The organism is Microbacterium sp. SORGH_AS_0505, assembly GCF_030818715.1.
Classification (GTDB): Bacteria; Actinomycetota; Actinomycetes; order Actinomycetales; family Microbacteriaceae; genus Microbacterium.
The window spans coordinates 127,425-147,822 of sequence record NZ_JAUTAT010000001.1 but is presented as its reverse complement, the minus strand read 5'-3'; the positions used below and the strand labels follow the sequence as shown (position 1 = coordinate 147,822).

18 protein-coding genes are annotated in these 20,398 nt (G+C 71.2%); 8 read left to right on the top strand and 10 right to left on the bottom strand.

What is annotated here, in order from left to right; genetic code table 11:
- Positions 1–11: 11 nt before the first annotated feature.
- The gene (locus QE428_RS00795) at positions 12–791 is read right to left on the bottom strand and encodes a 1-acyl-sn-glycerol-3-phosphate acyltransferase (protein ID WP_091359670.1); all 780 of its coding nucleotides are present in this window, start codon (positions 789–791) and stop codon (positions 12–14) included.
- A gap of 144 nt (positions 792–935) precedes the next feature.
- On the opposite strand from QE428_RS00795, the gene QE428_RS00790 reads away from it, so the two are divergent.
- Both QE428_RS00790 and dxr read left to right on the top strand, forming a co-directional pair.
- Entirely contained in the window at positions 936–1,895 is a 960-nt protein-coding gene (locus QE428_RS00790) for an FKBP-type peptidyl-prolyl cis-trans isomerase (RefSeq protein WP_307462047.1), read from the top strand.
- A gap of 43 nt (positions 1,896–1,938) precedes the next feature.
- Positions 1,939–3,021 carry a 1-deoxy-D-xylulose-5-phosphate reductoisomerase gene (dxr, locus tag QE428_RS00785; protein WP_307462043.1) on the top strand — a complete coding sequence of 361 codons (1,083 nt, stop codon included), beginning with the start codon at positions 1,939–1,941 and terminating at the stop codon, positions 3,019–3,021.
- 7 nt (positions 3,022–3,028) lie between these two features.
- Here dxr and QE428_RS00780 read toward each other — a convergent pair whose 3' ends face one another.
- The 3 genes from QE428_RS00780 to QE428_RS00770 all read right to left on the bottom strand — a co-directional run bounded on the left by QE428_RS00780 (position 3,029) and on the right by QE428_RS00770 (position 5,972).
- The gene (locus tag QE428_RS00780) at positions 3,029–4,603 is read right to left on the bottom strand and encodes a Mur ligase family protein (RefSeq protein ID WP_307462039.1); all 1,575 of its coding nucleotides are present in this window, start codon (positions 4,601–4,603) and stop codon (positions 3,029–3,031) included.
- 40 nt (positions 4,604–4,643) lie between these two features.
- Entirely contained in the window at positions 4,644–5,315 is a 672-nt protein-coding gene (locus tag QE428_RS00775; protein WP_307462036.1) for a DUF1775 domain-containing protein, read from the bottom strand.
- 78 nt (positions 5,316–5,393) lie between these two features.
- Complete coding sequence (locus tag QE428_RS00770; RefSeq protein ID WP_307462032.1) at positions 5,394–5,972, bottom strand: hypothetical protein; 579 nt, start codon at positions 5,970–5,972, stop codon at positions 5,394–5,396.
- An 84-nt stretch (positions 5,973–6,056) separates the two neighbouring features.
- Here QE428_RS00770 and QE428_RS00765 point away from each other — a divergent pair, with 84 nt between their 5' ends.
- On the top strand, positions 6,057–7,373 hold the full coding sequence (locus QE428_RS00765) for an RIP metalloprotease (RefSeq protein ID WP_307462029.1): 1,317 nt from the start codon (positions 6,057–6,059) through the stop codon (positions 7,371–7,373).
- A gap of 7 nt (positions 7,374–7,380) precedes the next feature.
- On the opposite strand, the gene QE428_RS00760 is transcribed toward QE428_RS00765, so the two are convergent.
- Complete coding sequence (locus QE428_RS00760) at positions 7,381–9,285, bottom strand: anthranilate synthase family protein (protein ID WP_307462026.1); 1,905 nt, start codon at positions 9,283–9,285, stop codon at positions 7,381–7,383.
- Positions 9,286–9,522: 237 nt separating this feature from the next.
- Between QE428_RS00760 and ispG the strand changes: the two genes are divergently transcribed.
- Positions 9,523–10,653 carry a flavodoxin-dependent (E)-4-hydroxy-3-methylbut-2-enyl-diphosphate synthase gene (gene ispG / locus QE428_RS00755; RefSeq protein ID WP_307470580.1) on the top strand — a complete coding sequence of 377 codons (1,131 nt, stop codon included), beginning with the start codon at positions 9,523–9,525 and terminating at the stop codon, positions 10,651–10,653.
- A gap of 44 nt (positions 10,654–10,697) precedes the next feature.
- Here the strand turns inward: ispG and QE428_RS00750 are convergent, their stop codons facing one another.
- Genes QE428_RS00750 through QE428_RS00740 form a run of 3 tightly spaced genes read right to left on the bottom strand, consistent with a single transcriptional unit; the run spans position 10,698 to position 13,857 of the window.
- A complete protein-coding gene (locus tag QE428_RS00750; RefSeq protein ID WP_307462023.1) occupies positions 10,698–11,717 on the bottom strand; it encodes a 1-aminocyclopropane-1-carboxylate deaminase in 1,020 nt (339 codons plus the stop codon).
- Entirely contained in the window at positions 11,714–12,376 is a 663-nt protein-coding gene (locus tag QE428_RS00745; protein WP_248172217.1) for a GntR family transcriptional regulator, read from the bottom strand. Before QE428_RS00745 ends, QE428_RS00750 begins: the two co-directional genes overlap by 4 nt.
- A 47-nt stretch (positions 12,377–12,423) precedes the next feature.
- A complete protein-coding gene (locus QE428_RS00740) occupies positions 12,424–13,857 on the bottom strand; it encodes an RNB domain-containing ribonuclease (RefSeq protein ID WP_307462020.1) in 1,434 nt (477 codons plus the stop codon).
- A gap of 89 nt (positions 13,858–13,946) precedes the next feature.
- Between QE428_RS00740 and QE428_RS00735 the strand changes: the two genes are divergently transcribed.
- Positions 13,947–14,837 (top strand): cation-transporting ATPase, encoded by an 891-nt coding sequence (locus QE428_RS00735; protein ID WP_307462016.1) that lies wholly within the window; start codon positions 13,947–13,949, stop codon positions 14,835–14,837.
- An 11-nt stretch (positions 14,838–14,848) separates the two neighbouring features.
- On the opposite strand, the gene pcp is transcribed toward QE428_RS00735, so the two are convergent.
- Entirely contained in the window at positions 14,849–15,484 is a 636-nt protein-coding gene (gene pcp / locus QE428_RS00730) for a pyroglutamyl-peptidase I (protein WP_307462013.1), read from the bottom strand.
- 47 nt (positions 15,485–15,531) lie between these two features.
- On the opposite strand from pcp, the gene QE428_RS00725 reads away from it, so the two are divergent.
- Positions 15,532–17,325: a proline--tRNA ligase gene (locus QE428_RS00725; protein ID WP_307462009.1), complete on the top strand. Its 1,794-nt coding sequence runs from the start codon at positions 15,532–15,534 to the stop codon at positions 17,323–17,325.
- A gap of 72 nt (positions 17,326–17,397) precedes the next feature.
- Positions 17,398–18,477 (top strand): TIGR00730 family Rossman fold protein, encoded by a 1,080-nt coding sequence (locus QE428_RS00720; RefSeq protein ID WP_091355466.1) that lies wholly within the window; start codon positions 17,398–17,400, stop codon positions 18,475–18,477.
- A gap of 10 nt (positions 18,478–18,487) precedes the next feature.
- Here the strand turns inward: QE428_RS00720 and QE428_RS00715 are convergent, their stop codons facing one another.
- Complete coding sequence (locus tag QE428_RS00715) at positions 18,488–19,288, bottom strand: DUF1206 domain-containing protein (RefSeq protein WP_307462001.1); 801 nt, start codon at positions 19,286–19,288, stop codon at positions 18,488–18,490.
- Between the two features lie 119 nt (positions 19,289–19,407).
- Here QE428_RS00715 and nusA point away from each other — a divergent pair, with 119 nt between their 5' ends.
- The gene (gene nusA, locus QE428_RS00710) at positions 19,408–20,397 is read left to right on the top strand and encodes a transcription termination factor NusA (RefSeq protein WP_091355459.1); all 990 of its coding nucleotides are present in this window, start codon (positions 19,408–19,410) and stop codon (positions 20,395–20,397) included.
- Position 20,398 lies beyond the last annotated feature (1 nt).

Genomic DNA, 20,398 nt, shown 5'->3' with positions numbered 1-20,398 from the left:
TCACCGGCCGCTCAGCGGCGCTCGTGGGGGAGGACCTGCTTGAGGCGTTCGACGGGGTTCTGCGCCGGCACCTCGTTGTACGCGCCTGCGAGCTCCTGACCGGAGAGCGCGTGGATCGCGGACATGATGTCATCGGTCGCCTGACGCCTGGCCCGCCCCGACGCAGCCGAGCCGTGGGACGACAGGTCGATCGGCTCGCCGTACCGGATGGTCACGCGCGGCGACACTCGCGGCCACTTGGCGCCGACCGGCATCGCGTCGTTGGTCCCCACGATCCCGACGGGGACGACCTTCGCTCCGGTCTCGAGCGCGAGGAAGGCGACACCGGTGCGGCCCTTGTACAGACGTCCGTCCAACGAGCGCGTGCCCTCGGGGTAGAGCGCGATGGCCTTCCCCGACTGCAGGATGCGGCGCTGCTGGTCCAGTGCGTCGAGGGCGGCCTGGCCGGCCCCGCGCTGGACGGGCGTGGCGCCCAGAGCGCGGAAGAAGCGGTTGCTGAACCAGCCCTTCACACCGCCGCCGTCGAAGTAGCTCGACTTGGCGAGGAAGTACACGGGGCGCGGTGCGAACAGCGGCAGCACGAACGAGTCGATGAAGCTCAGGTGGTTGCTGGCGAGGATGATCGGGCCGGACCGGGGGATGTTGTTCGCTCCCTCGATGCGGGGGCGGTAGATCAGGCGGGCGAGCGGTCCGATTCCCCAACGTACGAGGTAGTAGAGGCCGCCGGCACGGGCGAGTTCTTCGGCGGACGACTCGGCGGAGGTCTCGGGGGGAGTCGGCGCTTCGGTCACCACAAGAGGGTACTGCCAAACCCATGCACCTCCCGACATGGCGAATGCGCCGGTCCGCGGACGGATCGGAACCCGACTCACACCCCGGACAAAAGAACCTGAGGGAGGATGGAGCGACTCCCCGTATCTCTGTGAGGTTCTTCCGTGCGTCTTCGTCCCCTTGCCGCCTTGTCCGCCGCCGCTGCGGCCGTCCTCATCCTGGCCGGGTGCGCCTCCGGTCAGGGCTCCGCTCAGCCCACCGGGACTGCGGCTGCCGACCTGTGCGCTGCGGCGGCGCCTTCCGGCTCGGCATCCGACTCCGTCAAGGTCGACGGTGAGGCCGGAAAACCCTCGAAGGCGACGTTCTCGACCCCGCTGGAGCCGAAGGAGCTCGAGGTCACCGTGCTCGACGAGGGCAAGGGCGCTGCCGTCAAGCCCGGCGAGTTCGTCTCGTACGCGATGACGGCGTACAACGCGAAGACCGGCGAAGAGCTCGCCACGGTCGGTTACACGCCCGGCGAGTTCCTCCCGTCGCAGCTGTCGGCCAACTCCGTCCTCGGTCAGGTGTTCGGATGCGGCAAGATCGGCACGCGCGTCGTCGCCACCTTCCCCGCCACGGACAAGGCTCAGGCCGAGGTCTACGTACTCGATCTGCTCGGCACCGTCCCGACGGCGGCATGGGGCGAGCCCCAGGAAGCACCCGCTGGCTTCCCGACGGTGGCTCTCGCCGACAACGGAGCACCGAAGGTCACGATCCCCGAGGGGCAGGATCCGCCCGCGAAGACCGAGGTCGCCGTCCTGAAGAAGGGCGACGGCTACACCGTCAACAAGGGTGACTACGCCCTCATCCAGTACACGGGCGTGCGCTGGTCGAACGGTGCGACGTTCGACTCGACGTGGGAGAAGGGCTCGCCGATCGCGTACCCCACGACGCAGTACGTGCCGGGATTCCAGAAGGCCCTCGAAGGCCAGACCGTGGGTTCCCAGGTCCTCGTCGTGATCCCGCCGGCCGACGGGTACGGCGAGGGCAAGATCAACGAGACCGACCTGAAGGGCGAGACGATCGTGTTCGTGGTCGACATCCTCGGCGCGCAGTCTCCCACCGCGGGTTCGCCCGAGGAGTGATCCATCGGCGGGCGCTTCGGCGCCCGCCGATAGGGTGAGGGCTATGCGACGCATCCTGATCCTGGGTTCCACCGGCTCGATCGGAACGCAGGCACTCGATGTCATCCGCGCGAACCGCGATCGTTTCGAGGTCGTCGGCCTGGCCGCCGGGCGTGATCGCGACGGGATGCAGGCGCAGGCCGACGAGTTCGGGGTCTCCGAGACGGCCCTGGGCTCGGTCGAGGCCGAACGGCTGGTGCGAAGCGTCGAAGCCGACGTCGTCCTCAACGGCATCACCGGATCCGTCGGGCTCGGGCCGACGCTCGCGGCGCTCGAGACCGGGGCGATCCTCGCGCTCGCCAACAAGGAGTCCCTCATCGTCGGCGGGCCGCTCGTGACGAAGCTCGCGGCCCCCGGTCAGATCGTCCCGGTCGACTCCGAGCACTCCGCCATCGCGCAGTGCCTCCGGTCGGGCGGTGCCGCGGAGGTGCGCCGGCTCGTCCTCACCGCTTCGGGTGGACCGTTCCGCGGGCGTTCACGCGATCAGCTGCATGGTGTGACGCCCCGCGAGGCCCTTGCGCATCCGACCTGGGACATGGGGCGCGTCGTGACGACCAACTCCGCGACGCTCGTGAACAAGGGGCTCGAGGTCATCGAGGCGCATCTCCTCTTCGACGTCCCCTACGACCGCATCGATGTCACCGTCCACCCGCAGTCGATCGTCCACTCGATGGTGGAGTTCGTCGACGGGTCGACGATCGCCCAGGCATCCCCGCCCGACATGCGCCTCCCCATCTCCCTCTCCCTTGATTGGCCGCACCGGGTCGCCGGCGTCGGCGCCCCGCTGGACTGGACGACGGCGTCGACGTGGACCTTCGAGCCCCTCGACGTCGACGCCTTCCCGAGCGTCGCGCTCGCCAAGCAGGTCGGCGTCGCCGGTGCGACCTATCCCGCCGTCTTCAACGCCGCCAACGAGCAGGCCGTCGACGCCTTCCACGAGGGCGCGCTCCCGTTCCTCGGCATCGTCGACACGATCTCCCGCGTCGTCGACGCCCACGAGGCCCCGAGCGAACTGACCCGAGAATCGTTGGCCGACGCCGAGAGATGGGCCCGGGAAACGGCCGATCGGATGATCGCCGAGCGCTGACCTCGCCTCAGCCGGCGACGGGCCACCCGGCTCGGCGGAGGGCGTCCTGCGCGGCGCCCGCAGCGTCGAACGGCGTCCGTACGCCGCGGATCTCCCGGTAGTGCTGGTGCCCCGGCCCCGCCCACAGGATCGCATCGCCGTCGCCGGCCAGCGAGACGGCCGTCGCGATCGCCTCCTCCGGGGGAGTCACCTCGTGCACGACGACGTCGGGCCTTGCCGCGCGGGCGCCGTCGATGAGGGCACGACGGATCAGGGCGGGATCCTCGGAGCGGGGATGCTGGTCGGTGATGACGAGGATGTCACTCCCGAGGGCTGCGACGGCACCCATGTCGGCTCGCTTGGTCGTGTCGCGGTCGCCGTTCGCTCCGCAGACCATGATGACGCGACCGGCTGTGACCCGTCGCACCGCGTCGAGCGTCTTGGCGAACGCGTCGGGGGAGTGACCGAAGTCGAGGTAGAGCGCCGGACCGCGGTCGCCGGACAGTCGCTCGACGCGGCCGGGGAGGTGAGCCTCGATGCGACGACCGTCGAGGAGTCCCGTCAGCGCCGTCCACTCCCACCCGGCCTCGAGCAGCATGACGATCGCGAGGCCCGCGTTCGAGGCCATGTGCGGGCCGATGACCGGGACGGTCGTCGTCAGCGCGCCCGACGGGCCGGTCAGCGTGAAGGTGGTGCCCTCGGGGGTCTCCGAGATGATCTCGACCCGCCAGTCCGCGCCGACGGCCGGGTCTTCCGTGATCGCGGGGGTGAGGACCGTCGTGACGGGGATGCCGGCGGTCGCCGCGATCTCCATTCCCGCCGGCTGGTCGACGCAGATCACGGCCCGCCGCGCGCGTGCCGGCGTGAAGAGCGCGGCTTTCGCCGCGAGGTACTCGGTCATGTCCCCGTAGTCGTCGAGGTGGTCGTGCGAGAGGTTGGTGAAACCCGCGACGTCGAAGTGGAGTCCATCGACGCGATGCCGCGTGAGCGCCTGAGCGCTGACCTCGACGAGGATCGCGTCGACTTCGCGCTCGCGCATGAGCCCGATGAGCGCATGCATCTCGGATGCCTCGGGTGTCGTCAACCGCGACGGGATCACCTCTCCGGCGATGTGGCGCTCCGCCGTCGACGAGAGCCCCGTGACGACGCCGAGGCCCTGCAGCATCCCCTCCATGAGGTGGGTGACGCTGGTCTTGCCGTTCGTGCCCGTCACCGCCAGAAGAGGGGGGAGGGAAGCTCCCGCTCCCGTGCCGTAGACGAGCGCGGACAGGTCGCCGAGGATCGCGCGCGGGTCCTCGACCACGAGGACGGGGACGCCGGGCTCCGGCAGGAGTTCGGCGCCGGCGGCATCCGTCACGATCGCGACGGCGCCCTGCGCGATCGCATCCCCCGCGAACTCGGCCCCGTGGCGGTGCACGCCGCGGACGGCGACGAAGAGCTCGCCGGGGCGGAGGTCCGCCGTGGCGAGCGTCACGCCGCGGACGGCGACACCCTCGACGTCCGCGCGCCGGTCGAGACCCAGATGGGCCGCGACGTCGGCGAGGGGCACGGCCTTCGGAGCCGAGGGCCGGAGGACGGGGGGCGGAGCGGAGGGGTTCTGCATGGTCCCTCCATCATCGCACCCGGCCTCCGGCCGGCCCGGGTCAGACCTTGCGGCGGTTCAGGATCGCGACGACGAGCGCGGCGGCTCCGAGGACGAGGGCTCCGCCGCCGAGCCACGTGGCGATCGGATCCGTGGAGGTCGTCGCCGCCGCCGGTGCGGCGGCGGCGTGGTCATCGTCGTCGTGATCCGACGAAGCCGCGGAGGCGGCGCCGACCGCGACGACGGGGGCGGGCGACTCCAGCGTCTCGGGGTCTTCGCCGTCCTTCGCGATCTGGTTCCACTCGGTCTCGCCCGTCGCACACTGCTGCGTGACGGGGAAGGCGACGTCGGTGCCGCCGACCTTGGACGAGAAGAGGGCATCGAACGAGGCCGAGGCCGCGAGGCCGTCCTCGATCGGGGTGATCGCGGTGTAGGTGACCTGGGTGGGCACGTTGTTCTCGCCGAGGACGCGACTGACCTTCCACACGCCGTCGACGACGGGGGTGACGTTGTCGACTCCCTGGGGGATGTCGAAGACGAGGGCGGTGGTCGCCGCGCCGTCGCAGCCGTGGCTGAAGGAGAAGTCCAGCCGCGAGGTCGCGCCGGCGGCGGCACCGTCGGCGTGGACGTGGACGTGGGCGGATGCCGCCATCGGAGCGGCGAGGACGAGGGCGCCGCCGAGGGCGAGGCCGGTGAGGGTGAGCGCCGAACGGCGCGCAGGACGAGTGGTCATGATGGGGGTCTCCCTGAAAGAGGCGGATTCGTGTCCGCCGGTGAATGGTGAGCGTGGGCCGCGGGTGCCGCGGCAGGCTCAGCGGGGAGGCCCGCGTCGGGAGAGGTCGGCGAGGACGAGTCGCGGCCGAAGGCGCAGCGGTTGCGGGAGGGCCGCCGCGGGCGCCGGTATCGGGGAGAGCGGCGCAGGTGCGGTGGGGCGCAGGAGGTGTCGGATGCCGCGGGCCACGGCGCGCAGCATCCGTTCGCCGTGGCACACCGCCACTGCGGTCGCGATGCCCGCGATGACGTGGGCCGCCAGCATGTCGGTGCCGGTCGCCATGCCTGTCCCCATGGACGGGTCGAGGATCAGCAGGCCGTGGTGGTGCGTCGACGCACCCGCCTGCGGGACCGCGTCCCCCACCAGGGCGAACGCACCGTGCAGGATCGCCTGAGCGGTCACGACCGCCAGGCCCGTACGGAATGCTCCCGGGCGCGAGCCCACGATCGCGAGGGCGACGGGCCAGGCCAGCAGTGCCACGGTGAGCACGAGCCACGGAGCGGGTGGTGTGCCGCCTCCGAGCGTGTGCGCGGCCGATGCGGTGAGCGTCGCGATCGCCGCGGCACCGCCCGCTCGCGCGACGCGTGCGCGGCGAGGGTCGGCGGGGCGGGGGATCACCCCTCCAGCCTAGATCGGTCGCGGGCAGACCTCGGCGGGCGTCGGTCATCGCCGGTTCATAGTGAGCGGGGGTAGCGTCGGCTCGTGACCGTTCTCGCATTCATCATCGGCGTCCTCGTGCTGGTGGTCGGACTCGCCGTGTCGATCGCCCTCCATGAGGTCGGACACCTGGCGCCGGCGAAGGCGTTCGGCGTCCGTGTCGGCCAGTACATGATCGGCTTCGGTCCCCGGATCTTCTCCCGGAGGATCGGCGAGACGGAGTACGGGTTCCGCCTCCTGCCGCTCGGCGGATTCATCTCCATGGCCGGGATGTACCCTCCCTCGAAGGCCGCTGCCGAGGGCGAGCCCGAGACGGGAACCCCCCGTCGCCGCCGGTTGTTCGAGTCGATGATCCAGGACGCCCGCGTCGTCAACGACGAGACGCTCAAGGGCGACGGCGGTGAGCGCGCCTTCTACCGCCTGCCCGTCTACAAGCGGGTCATCATCATGCTGGGCGGACCGGCCATGAACCTCATCCTGGCGATCATCCTGTTCGCGATCATGTTCTCGGGGATCGGTGTGCAGACCGCCACCACGACGGTTGCCGCCGTGAACGAATGCGTCCTCCCCGCCCAGACGTCGAAGACCGCCTGCGCGGCCGGTGATCCGGTGTCGCCGGCGGCGGCCGCCGGCATCCGTCCGGGAGATGTCATCGTCTCGGTCGACGGGACCGCCGTCGACACCTTCGCCGAGGCGTCCGCGATCATCCAGAAGTCTCCCGAGAAGACGCTTCCGATCGTGGTCGACCGCGATGGTGCGCGGCAGACCCTCGAGGTCACCCCGGTCCTCGCGACGCGCGAGGTGCCCGCGGCGGACGGCACCATGGCGACCGCGGAGGTCGGGTTCGTGGGCATGTCCGCCACCGTCGCGTACGTTCCTCAGCCGATCTGGGAGGGGCCGCAGGCAGCGATCGAGCAGACCGGCCGTGTCATGGGCATCATCTGGCAGCTACCCGCCCGGGTGTACCAGACCGCGGTGGACACGTTCACCGGTGCCGGTCGCGACCCGAACGGTCCCCTCTCGGTCGTGGGCGCCGGGCGCCTCGCGGGTGAGGTCGCCGCGACCGACGCGCCGATCCTCAACCGCGTCTCGGGCATGCTCGCGCTGCTCGGCTCGTTGAACATCGCCCTGTTCGTCTTCAATCTCGTGCCGCTGCTGCCGCTGGACGGCGGCCACATCGTCGTTGCGCTCTGGGACGGACTCAAGCGCGTGTGGTCGCGGCTGACGGGGCGTCACGCGCCGCGACCGGTCGACGCCACGAAGCTCATCCCGGTGACCTACATCGTCGTGATCGGTCTCGTCCTCATGGGCGGCACGCTGATCCTCGCCGACATCGTCAACCCGGTCCAGCTGTTCGGCTGACGCCGGTTCAGCCCTCGACGGGGCTGAGGGCGTGCGTGACGAGCCGTTCGAGGGTCGTCAGGCCGTCCCGCGACAGGATCGACTCGAGGTGGCCCTGCACGGACGCGTACCCGGGCCCTCGGAGCGCGTAGACGTCGCCCGTCACGGCGTCCGCGGCGACGTCGGTCGCGCCCACTCGGTCGGTCCCCGGCGCGACGCGTGCCGTGAAGGTGTTGTAGAACCCGATGGATGCCTCGGCCCCGAACACGTCGACGGTCTTCTGGAGCCCCTGGTGCGGGCTCGCCAACGGCGCGAGGTCGATGCCCAGCCGGTCGGCGAGGACCTGATGGCTCAGACAGACGGCGAGGAGGGGCGCGCGCGCGTCGAGGCGGGCTCCGACGACCTCGCGCAGGCGCGCGATCCGATCGCTGTCCGCATCGCGGGGGTCGCCGGGCCCGGGGCCCGAGACCACGAGGTCGGCCGCCGCGACGGCATCCGGCGTCGCTTCCGACCAGTGCGCGATCGTCACGGCGAAGCCGAGGTGGCGGAGCTGGTGGGCGAGCATCGTGGTGAAGCGGTCCTCGGCGTCCACCACGAGAGCGGTCCGTCCGGCCAGCGGGCCCCGGCTCGGTTCGCCCTGCGGGTTGAGCCAGAATGCGGCGAGGCGGGCGTTGCGTGAGGCGAGGAGCTCGGCGATCGCCGGGTCCTCGCCGAGAGGCCGGCGCGCCGCGGCGGGTGCATCCTCGTCGACCGGGGAGGCGACGACCGTGTCACGGGGGATGGCGCCGATCGCACCGAGGACCCCGGCGGCCTTGCCGTGCGTCTCGCCCACCTCGCCGTAGGGGTCGGAGTGGCGCACGAGCGTCGCGCCGACAGGGACGCGCAGGCGGCCGTCGACGACGTAGGCGGTGCGGATCAGGATGGGGGCGTCGAGGTCGTGCCCTCCGTCGGCGCGCGGCGTGAAGAGTGCCGCGACACCGGAGTAGTACCCGCGCGGGCTCTGCTCGTGCCGGGCGATGACGGTGCACGCGTTCTGCATGGGGGAGCCGGTGACCGTGGGGGCGAACATCGTCTCGCGGAGGATGTCGCGCGGGTCCATCGTGCTCGTACCGCGCAGCATGTACTCGGTGTGCGTGAGACGCGACATCTCCTTGAGGTGCGGCCCCGTGATGCGGCCACCGTCGCTGCAGACGGCCGACATCATCTTCAGTTCCTCGTCGACCACCATGAACAGTTCCTCCGTCTCCTTCGTGGAGGAGAGGAACTCGGTGAGCGTCTCGGCGGTCGCGCCGCCGGCGGGGTGCCGGAAGGTCCCCGAGATGGGGTTCATCGTCACGATGCCGTCCCGGGCGCTCACGTGCGCCTCGGGACTTGCGCCGACGGCGAGGTGGTCCGGCGTCGAGACGAGGAACGTCCAGTACGCGCCCCGTTCGTGCTCGAGGAGTGCGCGGAACCAGGTGAGGCCCGCGGTGAGCGGGTCGCCGTCGACGCCCGCGACGTAGTCGCGGCGGATGACGAAGTTGGCGCCCTCACCGCGGCCGATCTCGTCGGCGATGACGCGGCGGACGATGTCGGCGTACGACTCGTCGTCGATGTCGAAGCCGGCATCTTCGAGCGGGATGCGGGCCGTCGGCAGTTGCGCGAGGGCGTCGGCCAGGGGGAGGGCGCAGCGCTCGCCGACGACGAGACAGCGGAGGGGGGCCGAGTCGTCGTGGCACGCGAATCCGCGCTCGACGACCTGGCGGAACGGCACGAGGGCGAGGACCTCGCGCCCTGCGCCGGCGTCATCGGTGAGGGGGATGTCGGCGAGCAGGTCGACGTCGACGACGTCACCCGTGAGTACCTCGACGGTTTCGCCGTCGCGGGCGAGGAGGGCGAAGGGGACACCGCGGGCGGCGAGGTCGGCGAGGATGATCGGGGCGGTGCCGGTCATGGTGGTTCTTCCGTTCGGGGCGGTCGCCGGTAAAACGAGAAACGACCGCCGGGCGTGCAGCTCAGGCGGTCGTCGAATGCTCGCAGCGTCCGCCTCAGGCGGGGCGCCACCACGTGCGGTTCGCGAACATGGGGCGAACCTACCACAGGCGGCTTTGGCGGCATCCTCGCGGCTGCCTACCGTGCCGCGCGCTCCCCGGCGGCTTAGGCTGGAGTCGTGCCAGCAGTCAACATCGGGATGCCCCGCGTGCCGGAGACCCTCGCGCGTCGCCGCAAGAGTCGTCAGATCAAGGTCGGCAAGGTCCTCGTCGGCGGCGACGCCCCCGTCAGCGTCCAGTCGATGACGACGACGCCCACGACGAACATCAACGCCACCCTGCAGCAGATCGCCGAGCTCACGGCCTCCGGCTGCGAGATCGTGCGTGTCGCCGTGCCCCACCAGGCCGATGCCGATGCGCTCAAGATCATCGCGATGAAGAGCCAGATCCCCGTCATCGCCGACATCCACTTCCAGCCGCGGTACATCTACAGCGCGATCGACGCCGGCTGCGGTGCGGTGCGCGTGAACCCCGGCAACATCCGCGAGTTCGACGGCAACGTCGGTCAGATCGCCGCTGCGGCGAAGGCCGCCGGGGTGTCGCTGCGCATCGGTGTCAACGCGGGCTCGCTCGACAAGCGACTGCTCGAGAAGTACGGCAAGGCGACGGCCGAGGCCCTCGTCGAGAGCGCCGTGTGGGAGGCATCCCTCTTCGAAGAGCACGACTTCCACGACTTCAAGATCTCGGTCAAGCACAACGACCCCGTCGTGATGGTGAAGGCCTACCGCATGCTCGCCGAGCGGGGCGATTGGCCACTCCACCTCGGCGTGACCGAGGCCGGACCCGCGTTCCAGGGAACGATCAAGAGCGCGACGGCCTTCGGCATCCTGCTCGGCGAGGGCATCGGCGACACCATCCGCGTCTCGCTGTCGGCGCCTCCCGCCGAAGAGGTCAAGGTCGGCCACCAGATCCTGCAGTCGCTGAACCTCCGCGAGCGCAAGCTCGAGATCGTCTCGTGCCCGTCCTGCGGTCGCGCGCAGGTCGACGTCTACTCGCTGGCCGACAACGTGACCGAGGGTCTCAAGGACATGACGGTCCCGCTGCGCGTCGCCGTCATGGGATGCGTCGTCAACGGTCCCGGTGAGGCGCGCGACGCCGACCTCGGTGTCGCCTCGGGTAACGGCAAGGGTCAGATCTTCGTCAAGGGCGAGGTCGTCAAGACCGTCCCCGAGGAGGACATCGTCGCGACCCTCATCGCCGAGGCGAACCGTCTCGCCGACGAGATGGGCCCGGACGCTCCGCTGGGAACGGCGCAGGTCGTCACCTCCTGACCGGGCACGGATGCCGAGGGTGAGCCCCCGGCATCCGCTTCGCGTCAGCTCCAGAGCGAGTGGTAGGCGTTGATCGCCGGCTGCCCGCCGAGGTGCGCGTAGAGCACGGTCGAGTCCTTCGGGATGTCGCCGCTCTGCACGAGGTCGATGAGCCCGGCGAGCGACTTGCCCTCGTAGACCGGGTCGGTGATCATCGCCTCGAGCTGTGCTCCGAGCGCCATCGCCGACATCGTCGAGTCGACGGGGATGCCGTAGAGGTCGCCCGCCCAACCTTCCAGCACCTGGATCTCGTCGTCGCGCAGATCCCGGCCGAGCTCGATCAGCTCCGCCGTGTTGCGGGCGATGCGCGCGACCTGGTCGCGCGTCTTCTGCAGCGTGGCGGACGCGTCGATGCCGATGACGCGGCGCCGCACGCCGGTGAGCTCTTCGAGGGCGGCGAAGCCGGCGATCATTCCCGCGTGGGTGGACCCCGTCACGGTGCAGACGACGATCGTGTCGAAGAAGACGCCGAACTGCTTCTCCTGCTCGGCGACCTCGAAGGCCCAGTTCGCGAATCCGAGGCCGCCGAGGCGGTGCTCCGACGCGCCGGCGGGGATCGGGTAGGGGGTGCCGCCGGCATCCTCCACCTCCTGCAGCGCCTGCTTCCACGAGTCACGGATGCCGATGTCGAACCCGGCGTCGTCGAGGCGGGAGTCCGCGCCCATCATGCGCGAGAGCAGGATGTTGCCGACCTTGTCGTTGACCGGCTCGTCCCACGGGACCCACTTCTCCTGCACGAGCCGCGCCTTGAGCCCCAGGTGCGCGGCGACGGCCGCGACCTGTCGGGTGTGGTTCGACTGGTAGCCGCCGATCGACACGATCGTGTCGGCACCGCTCGCGAGCACGTCGGGGACGATGTACTCGAGCTTGCGCGTCTTGTTGCCGCCGAAAGCGAGGCCGCTCGAGACGTCCTCGCGCTTGGCCCACACCTGCGCGCCGCCGAGGTGCTGCGTCAGTCGCTGCAGGTGCTGCAGGGGGCTCGGCCCGAAGGTCAGCGGGTGGCGGGGGAACTGGTCGAGGATCACGGGGTCTCCTGGGGTGTGGTGTCGGTGAGCAGGTCGAGCCAGAGGCCTTCAGCGACGGATGCCGCGGCGTGCGCGTCACGGGCGGTGCAGTGTCGGATGAGGTCGGCATGTCGGGACGCGGATGCGGACGCGTCGTGGGATCCGAAGCGCAGCCGCTCGGCGCGTTCGAGGACGGGACCGTAGAGGGCGAGGACGGTGCGCACCGCTGCGTTCGAGGCACGCTCCACCGCGACGGCGTGGAACGCACGGTCCGCAGCGAGGGCTGCGTCGGTGTCCCCGGCGGCGTGCGCAGCGACGAAGGCGTCATTGGCCTCCCGCATCCGCTGGATGTCGCCGTCGGTGAGCAACGGGGTCGCCTCGACGACCGCGACGCGATGCATGGCGGCGACGACCGCTGCGGCGTCCTGTACGTCCCGACCCTCGACGGGGGAGACGACGGTCGACCGCCCGGGGAGCGCCTGGACGAGCCCGGAGCGGGCGAGGTCGAGGAGCGCCTCGCGGACGGGGGTGCGGGAGACGCCGAGCCAGACGGCGAGTTCGGCGTCGCGGAGCTGCTCGCCGGGCGCGAGAGTTCCGTCGACGATGGCGTCACGGAGGCGCGTGCGGACCTCATCGCGCAGCAGCGGGCGCGGCGGCGAAGCAGTGGCGGGGACCGGCATGCAATATATTGCAGCGGGTTCGGGGCCGGAATGCAACTCCTGCCGCCTCAGACCGCCGTGAACTCCGTCGTTCCCGTGGCGATGTCGGTCCGCGTCAGGCGTACGCGCACCAGGCTCCCCGGTGCGCCCTCGACTGCTGCCACCGTCGCCTCGACGGGCGGTTGCGTCAGCGCGACGCGCGCGCCGTCGTCACGGCGCCGGAGTACCACGGCCTCGAAGACCTCGCCCTCCCGGCCGTGCAGGAGCGCGGCCTCGACACGATCGACCGCACCGGCGTCGAGACGCCTGGCGAGCTGCGACGACCGCCCCATGATCGAGGGCAGCTCGTCGAGGGTCGACCGCACCTCAGGGGGGACCTCCCGCCCGTTCGCGAGCGCCTCGCACACCAGCAGCGCCCAGCGATCGACGAGACGTCGCAGCGGCGCCGTCACGTGCGCGTACGGGGCGGCGATCGCCGCCTGCTCCGTGAGCTCGGGCCGCTCGCCGTCGAATGCGGCGTAGCCGGCGCCTCGGAACAGCCCCGCGGCGTGCTCGCGGACGACGCGGCCGAGCGGCGTCCGCGGCAGGTCCCGGAGGTAGTCGCCGTACGAGACGCCTTCGGCCCACGGGAGGCCGAACCCGGCGGTCTGCGCACGGAAGGCCGCGACGTCCTCATCGGATGCCGGGGGCATCGTCCGGAGGATCCCCACCCGTCCCGCGATCATCAGCTCGGCGGCCGCCATGCCGGTCATGAGCGAGACCTGCGCGTTCGCGTCCTCGAGGGGGACCCCCTCGTCGACGTCGAGCGTGTAGCCGTCCGTCGTCGGGGCGATGCGGGTCTCGGGGAGATTCAGGCTCGCCCCGCCCCGCTCGCTCTCGCGACGCGCTCGCTCCTCCCCGAACCAGACGAGGTGTCTCAGCGTGTCGGGCGCGGTCCCGTCGTCCACCGCGTGCTGGGCGTCGACGTACGACCACTGCGCCCGAGACCGGACGACCGCTCGGGTGAGGCTCGTCGTTGTGGGGCGGGCACCGGCATCCAACTCGAAGCGCCACACGAAGGCGCGGCGGTCGCGGTCCGGCAGGAGGGAAGCGGCGTCTTCGCTCAGGACGGCGGGATGCAGGGGCACGCGGCCGTCCGGGGCGTAGATCGTCTGCCCTCGTCGACGGGCCTCGGCATCCACCGCGCCCCCGAAGGTGACGTAGGCGGGGACGTCGGCGATCGCGTAGTGCAGGACCGCGCCGTCGCCGGCGCGCTCGATGTGCATCGCCTGGTCGAGGTCGGTAGAGCCCTCCGGGTCGATCGTCAGGAACGGGATGCCGCGCAGGTCGACGAGCCCCGCCGCCGCCGGATCGGTCGGCACGGCGGTCGCTGCGTGCTCGGCTTCGGCCTGCACGTCCGAGGGGAAGGCGTCCGGCCGCGCGAGCTCGTCACGGAGGGCGCCGAGCGCGTCTTTCAGCTCCGACTGGGCGGGGGAGACGAGGCGAGCACGACGGTGGGGCACGCGGCCAGTGTAGGACTCGGGATGCGATCGGAGGCGATTGAGGTCGTCCGTCCAGCCGGTCCATAACGGGGACGCATACCGTCGTCGGCATGAGCAAGCTCTCTCGACTGATCGGCATGGCCTCGAAGGCTCTCGACAAGACATCCGGCCCGTCCGCCGCCGGCCGCACGTCCGGTGCGTCCGGGGATTGGCGATCGGTCGTCCGGTCCGCCGCAGACGCCATCACGGGCGACGGTCGCTCCCAGGGCGCCGCGCCGGCGCAGGGGAACGCGTCGCCCGGCTCGCGGGGCGCGTACACCCCGCCGCCCGCGCCGGCGGCATCCGCTTCGCACGGCCGCTACGCACCGCCGCCCGCGCCCGGCTCGGTCGGCGCTCTCGCGCCGGCGGACCGTCAGGCGATCGCGCGGTACGACTACCTCATGCAGACCGCCGACCCGCACCAGGTCGAGCAGATCCACCGCGAGGCCTTCGGGCGGCTGACACCGGAGCAGCGAGCGCACGTGCAGGCGCGGATGGCGGCGGAGCTCCCGGCGCACGAGCAGCCGCGTTCCGCCGACCCGGGTGATCTGGCGCGCGCCGCCGCGCGGACCGAGGCCTCCCGACCCGGGATGCTGAAGGGGCTGTTGGCCCGTGCGAGCGGCCGCGGGGGCACCGGTTCCGGCATGGGACGCGTCGCCGGCGGCGCCGCGATCGGCGCAGGCGCAGGCATCCTCGGCGCCGTCGCGGGCGGTGCCATCGTCACCGCCGTCGCGGGGCCGCTGCTCGCGCAGGCCGCCGGGCTCGGGGTCGACTTCGACGCGCTCGCGCAGGGTGTCGACCTCGATGCCCTCGCACAGGGCGCCGATCTGGAGGGCCTGGCGGGGGATGCGCTCTCCGGCGTCGGCGACCACGTCTCGGGTCTCGGCGAGCAGGTCTCGGGCTTCGGCGAGAACCTCGGCGGCTTCGAGATCCCCGGCCTCGGCGACATCTTCGGGCGCTGAGCGGCGTCTCGTCAGGACACCGCCCCGCCGGGGGCGGTGGCGTCGACCTCGAGGTCGAGGGACACGCGGACGGCGATCGTGAGCGCGTCGACGATCTGGTCGAAGGGGAGCGACGGCATGTCCTCGGGCGCCGTCTCCGCGGCCCAGGGCACGTGGACGAAGCCTGTGCGGACGGACGTCCCCGCGGTCGCGTGGAGCGCGGCGTACATCGTCGCGTTGCAGACGAACGTGCCGGCGGTGTGCGAGACCGATGCGGGGATGTCGGCACCGCCGATCGCGGCCCGGATCGCCTTGACGGGGAGGGTGGCGAAGTAGGCCGCCGGGCCGCCCTCGACGACCGGCGCATCCTGCGGACGGGCGCCGGCGTTGTCGGGGAGCCACGCGTCGGCGAGGTTGACCGCGACGCGCTCGGGGGTCACCGCGTGGCGCCCGCCGGCCAGTCCCGTGGCGACCACGACGTCGGGTCGGTGCTCGTCCAGCAGCGCCGCCATGCGGGCGATGGCGCCCTCGAAGGTGACGGGCAGAACGTCCGCGACGAGACGCTCGGGGCCGGTCCAGCGATCGGCGACGACGCGGACGGCGTCACCGGACGGATTGACGGGGTCGCCCGCGAACGGTTCGAATCCGGTCAGCAGCACAGTCGGCATCCCTCCAGGCTAAGCGCGCCCGGCCCGCGCATCTAGACTTGACCCTCGTGGTCACCCGTCTCTCGACATACTTCCTCCGCACGCTCCGCGAAGACCCGGCCGACGCCGAGGTCACCAGCCACCGCCTGCTGGTGCGCGCCGGCTACATCCGCCGCGCCGCGCCCGGCATCTTCACCTGGCTGCCGCTGGGCCTGCGCGTGAAGGCGAAGCTCGAGCAGATCATCCGCGATGAGATGGCGAACGCGGGCGCGTTCGAGGTGCACTTCCCGGCCCTCCTGCCGCGCGACCCCTACGAGGAGTCCGGGCGCTGGACCTCCTACGGCGACGGCATCTTCCGCCTGCAGGACCGCAAGGGCGCCGACTACCTGCTCGCACCCACCCACGAGGAGATGTTCACCCTCCTCGTGAAGGACCTGTACTCGTCGTACAAGGACCTGCCGCTGACGATCTACCAGATCCAGGACAAGTACCGGGACGAGGCGCGCCCCCGCGCGGGCCTGCTGCGCGGCCGCGAGTTCACGATGAAGGACGCCTACTCGTTCGACTACACGGACGCGGGTCAGGATGTGTCGTACCAGTCGCAACGCGACGCCTACGAGCGCATCTTCACGCGGCTGAACATGGAGTACGTCATCGTCGCCGCCGACAACGGCCTCATGGGCGGTGCGCGCAGCGAGGAGTTCCTCCACCCCATCGCGGTCGGCGAGGACACCTTCGTCCGCTCCGCCGGCGGGTACGCCGCCAACGTCGAGGCCTTCACGACCGTCGTCCCCGGCGCGCTGCCGATCCCCGAGGGTGCGCCCGTCGTCTTCGACTCGCCCGCCACGCCGACCATCGAGACCCTCGTCGCGCACACGAACGCTCATCTCGAGGCTCCCGCAACCGGCATCGCCGGCCCTGCGACCGACGGTGCGACGCAGTGGACCGCCGCGCACACCCTCAAGAACGTCGTGCTCGCCCTGACTCACCTCGACGGCACGCGCGAACTGGTCGTCGTCGGACTCCCGGGCGACCGCGACATCGACGACAAGCGTGTCGAGGTCGCCTTCGCCCCTGCCGAGGTCGAGGCCGCCACCGAGGCGGACTTCGCGAAGCACCCCGGTCTCGTCAAAGGCTACATCGGGCCTTGGTCCGCGAGCGGCGCGGTGCTGGGTGAGGAATCGACCACCGGCATCCGCTACCTCGTCGACCCCCGCGTCGTCGAGGGCACCGCCTGGGTCACGGGTGCGAACGAGCACGAGAAGCACGCCCACTCCGTTGTCTACGGTCGCGACTTCACGGCCGACGGCGTCGTCGACGTCTCGAACGTCCGCGCCGGCGACCCGGCGCCCGACGGGTCGGGCCCCGTGGAGCTCGCCCGCGGCATGGAGATCGGCCACGTCTTCCAGCTGGGACGCTTCTTCGCCGAGAAGCTCGGCCTCAAGGTCCTCGACGAGAACGGCAAGCTCGTCACCGTCACGATGGGCTCGTACGGCATCGGCGTGACGCGCATCCTCGCGATCCTCGCCGAGCTCAACAACGACGACCGCGGGCTCGTCTGGCCCGAGTCGATCGCACCGTTCGACGTCCACGTCGTCGCGACGGGACGGGATGCCGCGGCTTTCGACCTCGCTGAGAAGCTCGCCGCCGACCTCGAGTCGGCCGGGCGCGACGTGCTCCTCGACGACCGGCCGAAGGTCTCACCCGGCGTGAAGTTCGGCGATGCCGAGCTCGTCGGCGTGCCGAAGATCCTCATCGTCGGTCGTGGCGCCGCCGAGGGCCAGGTCGAGCTCTGGGACCGCCGGTCGGGCGAGCGCACGACGCTCGCCGCCCCGGAGGCGGTCGCGGCGCTGACCGCCTGAGCGGCGGCATCCGTTACTGGCAGAAACCCTGCCGTTCACCCGTCGGATGCCGGATCGTGACAGCCTGGTGACATGTCGCCGAGCTCCACGTCCTCCCTCGACGGTGACGTCACCGACGCCGTCCGCACCCTGCTGTCCGATGCCGGTGTCGAGGAGGACGTCGACCTCGTCGCCCGCATCCTCATCACGGGAGTGGGACTCGGTGTCGACGACACGGACCGCCTCGACCTGAAGATCGCGTCGGCTGCGCTGTCGGAGATGCGCTCGGCGTTCGCGCTGTTCGCCCCGTACCGGTCGTCGCCGAAGGTCACCATCTTCGGGTCCGCACGCACCCAGCCGCACGACCCCCTATACCTCGCGGCGGCCGACATCGCGCGTGCTCTCGCCGAACGCGGCTGGATGGTCGTGACGGGGGCGGGGCCCGGCATCATGCAGGCCGCCGCCGAGGGCGCGGGACCCGATCGGTCCCTGGGCGTCTCGATCCGGCTGCCCTTCGAGGAGAAGCCGAATGCCGTGATCGCCGAGGCGGACCGCGTCGTCGCGATGAAGTACTTCTTCACGCGCAAGCTGATGCTCGTCAAGGAATCCCGCGGGTTCGTGGCCGTCCCGGGCGGCTTCGGCACCCTCGACGAGCTATTCGAACTGCTCACGCTGCAGCAGACCGGAAAGGCGGAGCCGACGCCGATCGTGCTCCTCGACGCCCCGGGCGGCACGTTCTGGCGAGGCCTGGAGCGGTTCGCGCAGGAGCAGCTCATTCCCTCCGGCGTCATCTCTCCCGACGATCTGGATCGCGTCCTCATCACGGATTCGGTCGCCGAGGCGGAGTCGGAGATCACCGGGTTCTGGCGGAACTACGACTCCCTGCGCTGGATCGGTTCGCGACTCGTCCTGCGCCTGTGCGCCGAGCCGACCGATGCCGAGGTCGCCGAGCTCTCGCGGCGCTTCTCGCATCTGCTCACCGGGGGTCGCATCGAGCGCACGGCACCCTTGCGACGCGAGCGCCAGGACGAGGACCGACTCGACATGCCCAGGCTGCTCATGGACTTCGACCGTCATCGCGTCGGCGAGCTCCACCACCTCATCCGCGCCGTCAACGCGTTGGCCTCCGCTCCGCCGGCGACCCCGCCGAGCGAGCCGCACGCCGTGTCGTGACGGGCTGGCCTCAGAGCTTCGCGTACCGAGCGCGGAGGAAGCTGAAGGCCGCGTAGACGACGAGCCCGAAGCCGATGAGGAACACGAGGAGCGGACCGAGCAGCTGCTCGAGGAGCGCCTCGATGGCGGCGTCGAACCCACCCGCTGCGGCAGCCTCCTGCTTGACGGCCGCGACGATGAGCAGCACCCCGACGATCGCCACGGACAGGCCCTTGCCGAGGTAGCCGACGACCCCCGTCACGGTGACCGCCGTGCCCATAGCCCCGCGCGGGACGCGGACCTGCTTGTCGAAGGAGCGGCGCACCCCGATCGAGGCGAACACGAGGCCGCCGACGGCGAGTCCGACCCCCGCCGCCGCGACCACGAAGACGCCGCCGGGGGTCTCGAGGAGCCAATGGGTCACCTCCTGCGCGCTGCGGTCGCCGTCGAGCCGAGCGCCGAGCGCGACCGTCACGGCGATCGCCGCCAGGGTGAGGTAGACGACTGCCTGCCCGGCCGCCGACGACCGGCGTCCCCAGGCCGCGGCATCCGTCCCCTTCGCGAGGAAAGCCCGCAGCACCTGGAACAGGCCCAGCGCTCCGAGCAGCAGAGCGAGCAGCCACACGAGCGCGAGCCCGAGCGGTGCGTCGAGGATCGCGCGGAAGACGCCCGCCTGGTCCGATTCGCCGCGCCCGCCGAAGGAGATGACGATGACGATCACTCCGAAGAGCAGGTGCACGACGCCGTTCGCGGCGTACCCGCCGCGGGCCATCCCGCGTGCGATGGGGGAGCGGCGCACCCTCCGCGCGGCGTCCTCCACGGCGTCGGTCATCCCTCGATCTTCTCAGGTCGGGATCCCTTCGATCGGGTAACGTTGACGGGATGCCGCGACGCGCCGGGAGACCGGGTGCGAGCGGCGCCGTGTTGAGCAACTGAAAAAGGGAGGCACCTATGGACATCGACCTGGGGCTGCTGCGGACTGTCGAACGCGAACGGGAGATCCCGTTCGAGGAACTGATCCGGATCATCGAGCAGGCCATCCTGACGGCTTACGCGAAGCACACGTCCCCCGACGGTGAACTCCCCGAGGGCGCGCGCGCCCACCTCGACCGCAAGAGCGGACACGTCGCCGTGTACATCCCGCTGCGCGACGAAGAAGGCGCCGTCATCGGCGAGGAGGAGTCGACACCCGACGACTTCGGCCGCATCGCAGCGTTCGCCGCGAAGCAGGTCATCAGCCAGCGCCTCCGCGACATCGCCGACGACGCCGTGCTCGGCGAGTTCAAGGGCAAGGAAGGCGACATCGTCGCCGGCGTCGTCCAGCAGGGACCGAACCCCCGCATGGTGCACGTCGACCTCGGCACGATCGAGGCGATCCTGCCCCCCGAGGAGCAGGTCCCCGGCGAGGACTACGCGCACGGTTCGCGTCTGCGCGTCTACGTCACCTCGGTCTCGAAGGGTCTCAAGGGGCCGCAGATCACCGTGTCGCGCACCCACCCCGGTCTCGTCCGCAAGCTGTTCGCCCTCGAGGTCCCCGAGATCGCCTCGGGCGTCGTCGAGATCGTCTCGCTCGCCCGCGAAGCCGGTCACCGCACGAAGATCGCCGTCAAGGCGAACGACCCCGCGGTCAACGCGAAGGGCGCCTGCATCGGTGAGCTCGGCCGCCGCGTGCGCGCCGTCACCGAGGAGCTCGGCGGAGAGAAGATCGACATCGTCGACTACGACGAGACGCTGCCGAAGTTCGTGGCGAACGCGCTGTCGCCCGCCAAGGTGACCTCGAGCTTCGTGCTCGACCAGGCCACGAAGGCGGTTCGCGCACTCGTTCCCGACTACCAGCTCTCGCTCGCGATCGGCAAGGAAGGTCAGAACGCCCGGCTCGCGGCGAAATTGACCGGCGCGAAGATCGACATCCAACCCGACAGCATTCTCGACGAGTCCTGAC